Raw genomic sequence first — 12,986 nt, forward strand, 5'->3', positions numbered from 1 at the left:
CCTGCGCGGCCTGCGGCGGGCGCGCCAACACGCAGCGAGATGTCGGGTAAAGACGCCACAGCGCCAGCGCCATACGGTTTCGTGGAATACTGGGCTGAAGCGCCACGATCGTCCACAGGACTTGAACTGTGCGCCCGTGCTGTCATCTGACTTGCACACTGACCCCGGGAGAACCACCATGCAAATGCTCTACGACTCTGAATCCTTTGTGGTCGTCCACATGCGCCCTGATGCCGTGGAGCCCGCCGCCACCACTGCGGACGGCAGCGCCGCGCCGCTGGCGCAACTGGTGCGCCACGGCTTTGAGATCGTGGACAAGCGCTCGGGTAAAGAGGTGTATCTGGACGGCTCCTGGGCCGAGATGTTCCAGCAGCAAATCCTGGCCTGGCAGCGCAACACCCCCACCCAGGAAGAAGTCGAAGAAACCCTGGACCGTTACACCGGTCTGGCACAAAACCCGGTGGTGGTGCATTGAGCCGCCCCATTCACAACCAAATCAGCCTCCAGCCCTTGCGCAGTGCGCGCTAACAGCTACACATTCAGGAGCGCTATTCGGGTGCGCCCCGGCGCTGGCGCATCTCCTGGCCCATGGCGCGCAGGGTGCTTTCGGGCAGCACGGCCTGCGCGGCGGGATAGACAACATCTTCTTCGCTGCGGAGGTGTGCGGCGTAGTGGCTGGCAAAGCGCGCCAGCGCGGCCTCGTCGTCCTGGCTGAAGGCGTCTTGCTGGCCTTGGGCCAGGGCTTGCAGGGGAAGGCGGGCGCACTGCCAGTCAGCGGCCATGCGCAGGTGCTCGCGCTGCAATTGCTGCACGCGCGCCACCGTGGCCGCGTCACCCTGCGCCAGCAGCGGCGGAAACACATGCCGCTCCTCGTCCTGATGGTGCAGCGGCGCAGCGATGTCGAAGTAACGCAGCACATCGCGCGCGGCCTGGCGGGCCTGCGCGTCACAGGTGTGCTGGTGCAGGTAACCCACCAGTTTGTGCTGCAAGGCCAGGGTGCGCTGCACGCGCTCGTGGCAGGCGTGCAGCAGCGCAAACGGTGTATCAAACCCCACGGCAGGGGCGCCAAAACCGGGCAAAGCGATGTCGGTCATGGCGCCACCCTTTCGCGCTTTAGCCGCAGGTGCCCAGGTGGCCGCACTGGGTGCAGTAGTCGCAGCCGTCTTTGCGGATGACGGCGTGGGCGCCGCATTCGCTGCACTTCTTGCCCGCCATCACGGGCGGCGTGGCCGGTGACGGGGCCGAAGTCGCTGCCTGGGGCAAAGCGGCAGCGCCTTGCTGGCGCAGCTTGGCGCGGCGCTCCAGGATGTTCTGGATGGCGTAGGCCACCGCAGCCACTTCGGAGTCGTGCCACATCGGCACCTGGGTGCCATCGGCCTTCTGGTGGGCGCCCAGGCGCACGGGGCCACGGTCCCAGACCACTTTGCGCATGTCGCTCAGGGCACGCTCCAGAAAGCCGCCGCGCGCGGCCAGCGAGAGCAGGCGCATGCTGGACGTCATCCACTGCTGCGACTCGCTGCTCTGGCCCACGGGCATGAAGAACTCGATGGCGCGGTCTACGGTGCCAGTGCCGTCGGCGTTGGGCACGGGCAGGAAGGACACCACCAGATACAGGCGCTTTTTGCCCTCTTGCGTCCAGTATTCGACCTTCTCAGCCACTGCCGACAGCGCGCCCTTAGGGCGGCTCTCGATCACGGTGCGCATGGGGTCGATCAGCACAGGCGCGGCAGGGGCGGCGGGGGCTGCATCAGCGGCAACGGGGGCGGCGTGCGTTTCCAGCACCGAGCCCAGGATGCTGTTGGGCCGGTAGGTGGCCAGTCCCTTGAGGCGCGCGCGCCAGGCGTGCAGGTACAGGCCCTTGAAATCGTCGTAGGGGTAATCGGCCGGAATGTTCACGGTCTTGGAGATGGCCGTGTCCACAAACGGCTGCACCGACTCCATCATGGCGATGTGGTCGGCCGCTGACATTTCCAGCGCCGAGACGAAGTAGTCGGGCAGCTGGTTGACGTCGCCGCCGAGTTCACGGTACAGGCGCCAGGCGTGGTCTTCCACGGCGTACTCGGAGGTGCTGCCGTCGGCCTCGCGCTTTTTGCGCTTGTACATCCACGAGAACGGCGGCTCGATGCCGTTGGAGGCGTTGTCGGCAAAGGCCAGGCTGACGGTGCCGGTGGGCGCAATCGACAGCAGGTGGCTGTTGCGGATGCCGTATTTGCGGATGTCTTTTTGCAGCGCGGCGGGCAGGCGGCTGGCAAAGGTGCCGGGTGCCAGGTAGCCGTCGGCATCAAATTTGGGAAACGCCCCCTTCTCGCGCGCCAGCGCCACCGAGGCGCTGTAGGCGGCGTCGCGCATGCGCTCGGCAATGCGCGCGGCCATGGCGCGGCCCTCGGGCGCGTCGTAGCGCAGGCACAGCATGGCCAGGGTGTTGCCCATGCCGGTAAAGCCGACGCCAATGCGGCGCTTGGCATGGGCCTCGTCGCGCTGCTGGGGCAGCGGCCAGAAGGTCACGTCCAGCACGTTGTCCAGCGCGCGCACTTGCAGGGCGACGGATTTTTCGAAGGAGTCAAAGTCGAAGGTGGCTTTGCCGTCCAGACCGAACGGGTGGCGCACAAAGCGCGTCAGGATGACCGGGCCCAGATCGCAGCAGCCGTAGGACGGCAGGGGCTGCTCGCCGCAGGGGTTGGTGGCGGCGATTTTTTCGCAGTAGTGCAGGTTGTTGTCGGTGTTGATGTGGTCCAGGAACAGGATGCCTGGCTCGGCAAAGTCGTAGGCCGACTTCATGATGGTGTCCCACAGGTCGCGGGCCTGCACGGTCTGGTAGGCCCACAGGCCGTCGGCGCGCTGGTAGGCGCCCTGCGCCAGCACGGTGCTGCCGGGCGGGGCCTTGTGTACCAGTTCCCAGGGCTGGTCGTCCAGCACGGCCTGGATGAAGGCGTCGGACACGCCCACCGAGACGTTGAAGTTGTTCCAGCGCCCCGGCGTGCGCTTGGCGGTGATGAAGTCCAGCACATCGGGGTGGTCAATGCGCAGCACGCCCATTTGCGCGCCGCGCCGTGCGCCCGCGCTCTCGACGGTGGAGCAGGACTGGTCGAACACGTTGATGTAGCTACAGGGGCCCGACGCCATTGAGGCCGTGCCCTTGACCTCAGCGCCGCGCGGGCGGATGCGCGAGAAGTCGTAGCCCACGCCGCCGCCCCGGCGCATGGTTTCGGCGGCTTCGCGCAGGGCCTCGTAAATGCCGGGGAAGCCTTCATCGTCTACACCTTGGATGCAGTCGCCCACGGGCTGCACAAAGCAATTGATGAGGGTGGCCTGGATGTCGGTGCCGGCGGCGCTCATGATGCGCCCGGCACCGATGGCGCCCGCGTGCAGGTTGGCCAGAAACAGGGTTTCGTACTTTTCGCGCAGCTCGGGCTTTTCCACACTGGCCAGGGCCTGCGCCACGCGGCGGAACAGGTCTTCAGCACCGGTTTCACCGGCCTTGAGGTATTTCTCGGTCAGCACATCCAGGCTGATGGGTTGCGTGGCCGTCACGTCATGCGCGCGGCCCAGGTTTTCTCTTTTCATGCTGTTTCCGTGTGGGTCAATAAGGGGGAGGCTGCGGCGGCGTTGCAGGCCCATAGGGCTACCCCGCAGGGGCCGCCCAGGCGGTGGCCCTCCCGGCGGCACACCGCTGCCCTGCAAGGCAGGCTGCGCCATTTTTGCTGTGTCGGGCAGGCCTGCCGGTACGCGGCAAGGCCGCCATTATTCCACCGGGTTGCCCAGGCCGGGTTGACCATGGGGCCGGTCAGGCCATCGGCGTGTTCACCCCGCTGCGCCCGTGGACTGCGCCCCCAGGAGCGCCGCAAAGTCTGCCGCTGGCAAGGGGCGGCTGCGCAGATAGCCTTGGTAGCTGTCGCAACCACGCTCGCGCAAAAAGGCCAGCTGCGCCGGGGTTTCCACGCCCTCGGCCAGCACCCGCAGGCCCATGCTGTGGCCCATGGCGATGATGGCGGCGCTGATGGCCATGTCGTCGGCGCTGTGGGGAATGTCGCGGACAAAGCCCTGGTCGATCTTGAGCACATCAATCGGAAAGCGCTTGAGGTGTGCCAGCGAGGAGTACCCGGTGCCGAAATCGTCCACCGCCAGGTGCAGGCCCAGGTCACGCAGGCGCAGCAGAACTTGCAGGGTTTCTTCGAAACGGTCGGCCAGCGCGCTTTCCGTGATCTCCAGTTCCAGGCAGTCGGCCGCAAAGCCTGAATCGGCCAGCGCACTGTGCACACAGGCGACCAGATCAGTGAGCTGGAACTGGCGCGGCGAGACGTTGACGGCAATGGTCACGGCGGGCAAGCCCGCCTCGTGCCAGCGCTGACCTTGTTGGCAGGCGGTGCGCAGCACCCATTCGCCCAGCGGGCCGATCAGCCCCGAAGATTCAGCCACCGGAATAAAGCGCGCTGGCGAAATCATGCCCTCTTGCGGGTCGGGCCAGCGCAGCAGCGCTTCAGCGCCGATGATGCGGCCGCTGGCAATGTCCACCTGGGGCTGGTAGTACAGCAGCAATTGCCCTTGCAACAGGGCCTGGCGCAGGCGCGACTCGAGCTCCAGGCGCTCGCGCGCCGCCAGCGTCATCTCTTCGGCAAAAAAGCACAGCGCCCCCCGCCCGCGCGCCTTGGCGCCATACACGGCAGAGTGTGCGCCTTGCAACAGCAGCTCGGCAGTGTCGGCGTGCTCGGGGAACATGCAAATGCCCACACTGGAGCCCACCACCACCTCCAGGCCCTCGGGCGAGCGCCAGGGCTCGGCCACCGCAGCGATCAGTTGGCGCGCCACCGCAGCGGCGCCTTCGGCATGGCGCAGGTTGCGCGCCACCACGGCCATTTCATCGCCCGCCAGGCGCCCCAGCAAATCACCGGGGCGCAGCGCCGTGCGCACCTGGCGCGCCAGATGCTGCAGCACCTCATCGCCCACCGCGTGGCCGTAGCTGTCGTTCACATCCTTGAAGCGATCCAGGTTGATGAGCAGCACGGCCATTTGCTCGCCACTGGCCTGTGCCTGGCGCACCGCGCCTTCGAGCTGCTGGCGAAACCACACGCGGTTGGACAGCCCGGTCAGCGCATCGCGGTGCGCCAGGTACTCCAGGCGCTCTTGCTGGACTTTTTGCTCAGAGATGTCGGAAAAAATGCACACATAGTGCGTGATGTTGCCTGCCGCATCGCGCACCGTGCTCAGGGACATGTGCTCGGGAAACACCTCACCGTTCTTGCGCCGGTTCCAGATTTCTCCCTGCCAGTGGTCTGTGCGGTGCATGGTGGCCCACATCGCTTCGTAGAACGCCCGGTCGTGGCGGCCCGATTTGAACGTGCTGGGGTTTTTGCCCAGCAGCTCCTCTTCCGAGTAGCCCAGCAGCCGGGTAAAGGCTGCATTGACCGACAGGATGCGGCCTTGCGCATCTGCCACCACCACGCCCTCCTGGGTGTTGTCCACCACAGCGGCGGCCAGGCGCTGGCGCTCTTCGGCAGCGTGCGTGGTGCTGAGGTCGGTGATGATCCCGGAGAAGCGTTCGGGCTGGCCCGTGGCATCGAGGTGGCGTTGACCGCGCGCCATGAACCAGCGGTACAGGCCATCAAAGCAGCGCAGGCGCACGGTTTCCTGGAAAGGCGCGCCCGTGGCAATGGCGTGGCGTGCCCGCACCACCAGGCGTCGGCGCTCATCCGGGTGCAACCGCTCGCGCAGGTGAAAGTCTTGCGCAAAATTCTCGCCCCGGTAGTGCAGCAAACGCTGCAAGCTGGGCGATGCCGTGCTCTGCCGGGAACGCAAATCCCAGTCCCACATGCCGCTGCCGCTGCCCTCCAGCGCCAGGCGCAGCCCGGTTTCGCTGCGCTCAAGGGCGGCGCGGGCGGCGTGTATCTCGCTGATGTCCTGCACCACGCACACCAGGTGGGCGGGATCGGTGTCCGTCTGGGGCACCAGCGTGACGGTACACACCACGGGCACGATGGCCCCCGTGTCCGGGCGCTGGCACTGGCGCTCGCCCTGGTAGTGGTCGATTTCGCCAGCCAGCAGGCGCTGGCGCTGGTGATCGGCCCAGTTGCGGTCAGAAGGCCGGATGACGTTGCGAAACTCGTGCTGGCGCAAGTCCTGGAGGCCCATGCCGGTCAGTTCACAAAAGCGCTCGTTGGCCCAGAGTATCTGGCCGTCGGCGCTGGCACGCACAATGCCCGCAGGCGCATGGCGCAGCACATGTGCGGTTTGCTGCGCTGCGGCGGCGCGAAAGTGGTCGGCAGCGCGGGCGCGCCGCAGCAACCACCAAGCCAGCGTGCCAGTGACCAGCACATAAAACGCATCCTTGACCGCGCGGTAGCGCGACAGCAGGTCGGGGTTCGTGACCAGACGGTCCAGTAGCGCATCGCCCAGCACCACCCAGCAAAGGCCCATCACCAGGTACAGCACCAGGCCCTGCCACGCTCGCCAGCCAGCCCACTTGCGGCTTTTATCCATCAATCGTTCCATTGCACCCTTGTGTACCGGGCCATGCTGCGACAATCTTGCCGCTATGACCCAAGCCTACGTTCTTACTCTTTCATGCCCCGACCGTTTAGGGCTGGTGCATGCCGTTTCGGGCTTCTTGCTTGAACACGGCGGCAACATCGAAGAAGCAGCCCAGTACAACGACCCCGTGACTGGCCTCTTTTTCATGCGCGTGCAGTTTGGCTGCGCCCAGCACGACCACGCCACCCTGTCGCAACAACTGGCCACTTTCGCACAGCCTTACCAAATGCGCTGGAGCCTGCACCCCACGTCGCAAAAGCTGCCCACGGTGATCCTGGTCAGCCGCGAGGGGCACTGCCTCAATGATTTGCTGTTTCGCTGGAAATCGGGCCTGCTGCCGGTAGATATTCGCGCCATTGTCAGCAACCACCGCGACTTCTACCAGCTCGCGGCCAGCTACAACGTTCCTTTTCACCATATCCCCGTCACGGCCGCCACCAAAGTCCAGGCCGAGGCCAAACAATACGAAATCATCCAGGCCGAAGGGGCCGAACTGGTGGTGCTGGCACGCTACATGCAGGTGCTCTCGGACGACCTGTGTACCAAACTGGCAGGGCGCGCCATCAACATCCACCACAGCTTCCTGCCCAGCTTCAAAGGTGCCAAGCCCTACTACCAAGCCCATGACAGGGGTGTGAAACTGATTGGCGCTACGGCCCATTACGTGACAGCCGACCTCGATGAGGGCCCGATTATCGAGCAAGACGTGGCCCGCGCCGACCACACCGACACCGTGGAAGACCTCACCGCCCGGGGCCGCGACACCGAAAGCCAGGTGCTGGCGCGCGCCGTGAAGTGGCACAGCGAGCACCGCGTGCTGCTCAACGGCCACAAAACCGTGGTGTTTCGCTAACGCCTGGCGTCCATGCGCATCCCGCCCATCCAGTGCCTGCTCACGTTCGAGGCGCTGGCGCGGCTGCGCAGCGTCACGCTCACCGCCGATGAGCTGTGCGTGACGCCCAGCGCCGTGAGCCACCGCGTCAAGCAGCTCGAACAAATTCTGGGCACGCGCCTGTTCGGGCGGGCAGATTTTTCCCTCACCACCGACGGCAGCACCTACCTGGCCCATGTGCGCGAAGGGCTGGGCGCGTTGCAGCGCTTTCCCGGAGCCCTGGGCACGCCGGGCAAGCGCCGCCTCAAGCTGGCGGTGACGCCCACGTTTGCGCGCGCCATCCTGATCCCGCGCCTGCGCCAGTTCACCGAGGCTTACCCCGAAATCGATCTGGCGCTGCAAGTGTCCATCCCGCTGCTGGACGTGGTGGCCGAGGACGCCGACCTGATGGTGCGCTTTGGCGCAGGCCACTACGCCGATGTCGAACACGTCGAAATTGCCCGCGATGTGGTCACGCCGCTGGCCTCGCCCGCCTTTGTGCGCGAGCACGGCCCCTTCGAGCACCCGCACGACCTGGAAGACACGCCGCTGCTGCGCAGTGCGCTGGAGCCCTGGCGCACCTGGCTGGCCGCCGCCGCACTGGACTGGCCCGAGCCCCACGCTGGCTCCCAGTTCAACGACATCGGCCTGATGTGCGACGCCGCCGCCGCAGGCATGGGCGTGGCGCTGGTGCGGCTCAAGCTGGGCGCACCCTGGCTGGAGCACGGCACGCTGGTGCGCCTGTTCGACATCGACGCGCCCAGCCCGCATGCGCACTACCTGTGCTGGCGCACCGGCACCATGGACCGCTGGGAATGCGCCGCTTTTGCCGATTGGCTGCGCAAAACCATGGCCTAAGGCGGCTGCCGATTTATCAAGCCAAACAAGGCTCCAGCCGTTTCACAGCGGGCGTTAGAAGCTATCATTTTTGATTGTATTAATGTGCTGCTGCGCACCGTGGCCCGAGGCCCATTTCACGCTGCGTTGCAAAAAAACTCACGGCCCGCGCAGCGCACAAGCGGCCTGCCATCGCCTACAGTGGCAGGCATGAACACCGCCCACCCCAGCGCTGCCGCCACCCCTTCGCCTGCCGAGCGCTCCGCGCGCCAGGCTGCCGTGGTGCAAGCCCTCTCGCACGCTGTGCCCGCACACGCCCTGCTGTGGAATGCCGAAGACACCACCCCGTACGAGTGCGACGGCCTCACTGCCTACCGCCAGCGCCCGCTGGTGGTGGTGCTGCCCGAAACCCACGACCAGGTGCAGGCCGTGCTGCAAACCTGCCACCGCCTGGGCGTGCCGGTGGTGGCGCGCGGCGCGGGCACCGGCCTGTCGGGCGGCGCCATGCCCCACGCCATGGGCGTGACACTGTCGCTGGCCAAGTTCAACCAGATCTTGCACATCGACCCCGTGGGCCGCACTGCCGTGGTGCAGTGCGGTGTGCGCAACCTGGCCATCAGCGAGGCGGCAGCGCCCTACGGCCTGTACTACGCACCCGATCCCAGCAGCCAGATCGCCTGCACCATCGGCGGCAACGTGGCCGAAAACTCGGGCGGCGTGCACTGCCTCAAATACGGGCTGACGCTGCACAACGTGCTGCAAGTGCAGGGCTTTACCGCCGAGGGCGAAGCCATCACCTTCGGCAGCCAGGCGCTGGACGCCCCCGGCTACGACCTGCTGGCCGCCATCATCGGCAGCGAAGGCATGCTGGCCGTGGTCACGCAAGTGACCGTGCGGCTCATCCCGCAACCGCAGCTGGCGCGCTGCATCATGGCCAGCTTTGACGACGTGCGCAAAGCTGGCGCCGCCGTGGCCGATGTGATTGCCGCCGGCATCATCCCCGCCGGGCTGGAGATGATGGACAAGCCCATGACCGCCGCCGTCGAGGATTTTGTCCACGCCGGCTACGACCTCAGCGCCGAGGCCATTCTTTTGTGCGAAAGCGACGGCACGCCCGAGGAGGTGGAGGAAGAAATCGAACGCATGAGCGCCGTGCTGCGCGCCGCAGGCGCCACCGCCATTGCCGTCAGCCAGAACGAAGCCGAGCGCCTGCGCTTCTGGAGCGGGCGCAAAAACGCCTTCCCAGCCAGCGGTCGCATCAGCCCCGACTACATGTGCATGGACTCGACCATCCCCCGAAAGCGCCTGGCCGACATCCTGCTGGCCATCCAGGAGATGGAAAAGAAATACGGCCTGCGCTGTGCCAACGTGTTCCATGCGGGCGATGGCAACCTGCACCCGCTGATCCTGTTCGATGCCAACGACCCCGACCAGCTGCACCGCTGTGAGCTGTTTGGCGCCGACATCCTGGAAACCAGCGTGGCCATGGGCGGCACGGTGACGGGCGAGCACGGCGTGGGCATCGAGAAACTCAGCAGCATGTGCGTGCAGTTCTCCGCCGAAGAAAACGCACAGATGCTGGCACTGAAAACGGCCTTCGACCCCCAGGGCCTGCTCAACCCCGGTAAGGTCATCCCGACGCTGCACCGCTGTGCCGAGTACGGAAAAATGCTGGTGCGCGCCGGGCAGCTCCAGCACCCCGAACTCCCCCGTTTCTAGGTACAGCGGATGAAACCCTTACAAGGCCTGGCCTTGCTGCTGCTGATGCAGTCGGCGGGCGAAGCGTTATCGCACTTCTTGCAGTTGCCCGTGCCCGGGCCGGTGGTGGGCATGGTGCTGCTGTTGCTGGCACTGCGCTGGGCGCCTGTGCAGCAGGCCATTGCACCAGCAGCGGGCTTTTTGCTCACCCACCTGTCACTGCTGTTCGTGCCCGTGGGCGTGGGCGTGATGACGCACTTGGCGCTGCTGGGCACGCATGGCCTGGGGCTGGTGGTGGTGATCGTGCTGTCCACCTGGATCGGCATGGCCGTGACGGCGCTGGTGCTGCGCCTGTGGCAAACCCCAGCGCCAACGCCACCGAAAGCGGGCGATGCCGAACTTCGTTGAACTGTGGGTCTACCTCTCGTCGGCACCGCTGTTCGGGCTGACGGCCACGCTGGCGGTGTATGTGCTGGCGCAGGCCCTGGCCCTGCGCTCGGGCTACGCGCCCTGGGCCAACCCGGTGCTGCTGTCGGTCACGGTGCTGGCGGCGCTGATGCTGGCCACGGGCACGGCCTACCCGACGTACTTTTCCGGCGCGCAATTCATCCACTTTCTGCTCGGGCCTGCCGTGGTGGCGCTGGGCTGGCCGCTGTGGCAGCGCCGGGCGGCGCTGGCCGCGCGCTGGGGGCGGCTGGTGCTGGCATCGCTGGCGGGCGGCACTGCGGGGGCGGTCAGCGCCGTGGGGCTGGGCTGGGCGCTGGGCCTGCCCGGTGATGTGCTGCTGTCGCTGGCGCCCAAATCGGTGACGGCGCCGGTGGCCATGGGCATCGCGGTGCAGATTGGCGGTGTGCCCGCGCTGGCCGCCGTGTTTGCCGTGCTCACTGGCATGGTGGGGGCGCTGTCAGGGCGCTGGCTGTTTGACCTGATGCGCCTGCCCACCGACGCCGAAGGCATGGCGCTGCGCGGCTTTGCGCTGGGCACCGCATCGCACGGCATTGGCGCCGCCCACGCGCTGCAAGTACACGCTGAAGCAGGCGCCTATGCCGGGCTGGCGCTGGGCATGCAGGTGGTGCTGGCCGCCGTGCTGATGCCGCTGGTGTTCAAACTGCTCTAACGTTCTGGCATCCAGCGCAGCACCTACCGCAGCACGGCACGCCAGATATCGCCCGCGTGCGAGAGCGTGAACAACACCAGCCCGATCAGCCCGCCCACTACCGTGCCGTTGATGCGGATGGTCTGCAAGTCTTTGCCGATGTTCAGCTCAATCAGTTGCGACATCTCCTGGGCATCCCAGCGGCGCACCGTGTCTTCGATGTGCTGGGCGACAAACTGCGCCACATCGGGCGCCAGGGCCTGCACCCAGACCTGCAGCCGCTCGTTGAGCGCCTGGCGCAGCGCCGCGTCCTGGGCCAGCGACTGGCCCAGCCACTGGCCCATCGCGCGCACATTGCGGGCCACGGCGGAATGCTCGTCGGCCAGATCGCGTTGCAATGCGGCGCGCAGGTCTTGCCACAACTGCTGCACGTAGTTGCCCAGCGTGGGGTTGGTTTGCAGGTAGTGGCGGATTTCTTCGGCCTTGCGCGCCCAGTCCGGGTCGTGCTGGAGCCGGGTGATGAACAACTGCACCGCGTCGTCAAATTTGGCGCGCAACTGGTGCTCGGGGTTGGCGGCCACTTCGGCCAACAGCCCCTCCAGCGCGTGGGCGAGCATGGCCGCACCTTTGTCGCTGAGCCAATCGGTGGGCAGCATTTTTTCTTTGAGCGGATGCTCTTTTTTCAGCCACTGCACCAGCGTGCGCGCAATCAGGGCACGCGCATCATCTTGCTGTAGCAGCGCAATCAGCCGCTCCAGTGCCTGGCCCAGCAGCGCCTGGTGGCGGCCCTGGTGCGTGAGCGCATCCAGCACCCGGGCCATGGCCTGCGACAGGTCGATGTGGCCGATCAGCGTGCGCGCCGCCTTCTGGATGAAATGCTCCACCTGCCGGTCTTGCACCGTGTCGAGTGCCGCCGTCAGCATGCGCGCCACCTGCTGGCCCAGCACCCGGCTGTTGCCCGGCGCCGTCAGCCACTGCGCCAGATGCGCCACCACATCGTGGCGGCCCAGCAGCGCCACCAGCGAATCAGCGCCCAGAAATTTCTCGCGCACGAAGCGGGCCAGGTTCTCGCCGATGCGGTCTTTGTTGCGCGGGATGATGGCCGTGTGCCGTGCAATGAACGGAATCGGCACACGGTGGAACAGCGCGCGCACCGCAAACCAATCGGCCAGCGCGCCAACCATGGCGGCCTCGGCCACCGCCTTCAGGCCATCGAGCCACAGACCGCGTGGCCCCAGGCTGGTGGCGATGAACACCGCGGTGGCCAACAACAGCAGCGCCAGGGCCTGGCGCTTGGCACGCCGCAGAGCAAGGGCTTGCGCAAGGATGGGTTCAGACATGGCTGGGCTCCTTGTGGTGCTGCACGCAATCGTTTTCAGAGGTAGCCTGCCGCAGTAGGGAACTATCAAAAAGTGAGCTGCTTGCGCATACCCCTGGCTGAATTCAATATAAATAGGTATCTAAACCCTTGCGCAGTAAGCGCAATCAGCTATCAATTCAGGAGTTCACAACACCAGATACCGTGCCAACCCTGCCGCACCAGAATGGCAAACCAACCCCGAAGCGGTAGGTGGCGAAGACCGAAACCCACCGGAACGGTGGCGTAAAACAGCCACCATCCACAGCACAACTGACCTTATTTTCCAGCAATACCCAGCAACTCCACCTCAAAATGCAACGTGGCATGGGGTGGAATCACACCGCCAGCCCCGCGCGCACCGTAGGCAATGGCGGGTGGGCAGGTCAGCTTGGCTTTGCCGCCGACCTTCATTTTCTGCACGCCCTCTGTCCAGCAAGGAATCACGCCCGTGAGTGGAAACTCGATGGGCTGGCCGCGCGCAATGGAACTGTCAAACTCTTTGCCCGACTCGGGGAAGGTGCCACGGTAATGCACGCGCACAGTGTCGCTGGCTTTGGGCGATGCGCCGGTGCCCTCTTTGAGGCTTTCATAGACCAGGC

The 12,986-nt window shown here is 66.1% G+C and carries 11 protein-coding genes; 6 read left to right on the forward strand and 5 right to left on the reverse strand.

The window, feature by feature from the left end; genetic code table 11:
- The first annotated feature begins 178 nt into the window (after window positions 1-178).
- The gene (locus PHX69_RS08000) at window positions 179-475 is read left to right on the forward strand and encodes a BTH_I0359 family protein (protein WP_119013418.1); all 297 of its coding nucleotides are present in this window, start codon (window positions 179-181) and stop codon (window positions 473-475) included.
- Window positions 476-548: 73 nt separating this feature from the next.
- On the opposite strand, the gene PHX69_RS08005 is transcribed toward PHX69_RS08000, so the two are convergent.
- The 3 genes from PHX69_RS08005 to PHX69_RS08015 all read right to left on the reverse strand — a co-directional run bounded on the left by PHX69_RS08005 (window position 549) and on the right by PHX69_RS08015 (window position 6,474).
- Entirely contained in the window at window positions 549-1,094 is a 546-nt protein-coding gene (locus PHX69_RS08005) for a hemerythrin domain-containing protein (protein ID WP_288043219.1), read from the reverse strand.
- A 19-nt stretch (window positions 1,095-1,113) separates the two neighbouring features.
- On the reverse strand, window positions 1,114-3,564 hold the full coding sequence (locus tag PHX69_RS08010; RefSeq protein ID WP_288043221.1) for an adenosylcobalamin-dependent ribonucleoside-diphosphate reductase: 2,451 nt from the start codon (window positions 3,562-3,564) through the stop codon (window positions 1,114-1,116).
- Window positions 3,565-3,801: 237 nt separating this feature from the next.
- A complete protein-coding gene (locus tag PHX69_RS08015; RefSeq protein ID WP_288043222.1) occupies window positions 3,802-6,474 on the reverse strand; it encodes a sensor domain-containing protein in 2,673 nt (890 codons plus the stop codon).
- Window positions 6,475-6,529: 55 nt separating this feature from the next.
- Here PHX69_RS08015 and purU point away from each other — a divergent pair, with 55 nt between their 5' ends.
- From purU to PHX69_RS08040, 5 genes are all read left to right on the forward strand, one after another.
- Window positions 6,530-7,378, forward strand: a complete 849-nt coding sequence (purU, locus tag PHX69_RS08020) for a formyltetrahydrofolate deformylase (protein WP_288043223.1) — start codon at window positions 6,530-6,532, stop codon at window positions 7,376-7,378.
- Between the two features lie 12 nt (window positions 7,379-7,390).
- Window positions 7,391-8,254 carry a LysR substrate-binding domain-containing protein gene (locus PHX69_RS08025; RefSeq protein ID WP_119014799.1) on the forward strand — a complete coding sequence of 288 codons (864 nt, stop codon included), beginning with the start codon at window positions 7,391-7,393 and terminating at the stop codon, window positions 8,252-8,254.
- A gap of 189 nt (window positions 8,255-8,443) precedes the next feature.
- Entirely contained in the window at window positions 8,444-9,952 is a 1,509-nt protein-coding gene (locus tag PHX69_RS08030; RefSeq protein WP_288043225.1) for an FAD-linked oxidase C-terminal domain-containing protein, read from the forward strand.
- Window positions 9,953-9,961: 9 nt separating this feature from the next.
- The gene (locus PHX69_RS08035; protein ID WP_288043226.1) at window positions 9,962-10,339 is read left to right on the forward strand and encodes a CidA/LrgA family protein; all 378 of its coding nucleotides are present in this window, start codon (window positions 9,962-9,964) and stop codon (window positions 10,337-10,339) included.
- Window positions 10,323-11,048, forward strand: coding sequence for an LrgB family protein (locus PHX69_RS08040; RefSeq protein ID WP_119014801.1), 726 nt, complete (start codon window positions 10,323-10,325; stop codon window positions 11,046-11,048). Before PHX69_RS08035 ends, PHX69_RS08040 begins: the two co-directional genes overlap by 17 nt.
- 23 nt (window positions 11,049-11,071) lie before the next feature.
- On the opposite strand, the gene PHX69_RS08045 is transcribed toward PHX69_RS08040, so the two are convergent.
- Together PHX69_RS08045 and PHX69_RS08050 are read right to left on the reverse strand one after the other, a co-directional pair.
- Window positions 11,072-12,367, reverse strand: a complete 1,296-nt coding sequence (locus PHX69_RS08045; protein WP_288043227.1) for a DUF445 domain-containing protein — start codon at window positions 12,365-12,367, stop codon at window positions 11,072-11,074.
- Window positions 12,368-12,663: 296 nt separating this feature from the next.
- Window positions 12,664-12,986: FKBP-type peptidyl-prolyl cis-trans isomerase (locus PHX69_RS08050; protein WP_288043228.1), on the reverse strand; the 323-nt coding region annotated here is incomplete at its 5' end.

The organism is Simplicispira sp. (assembly GCF_028687295.1).
Lineage (GTDB): Bacteria > Pseudomonadota > Gammaproteobacteria > Burkholderiales > Burkholderiaceae_C > Simplicispira > Simplicispira metamorpha.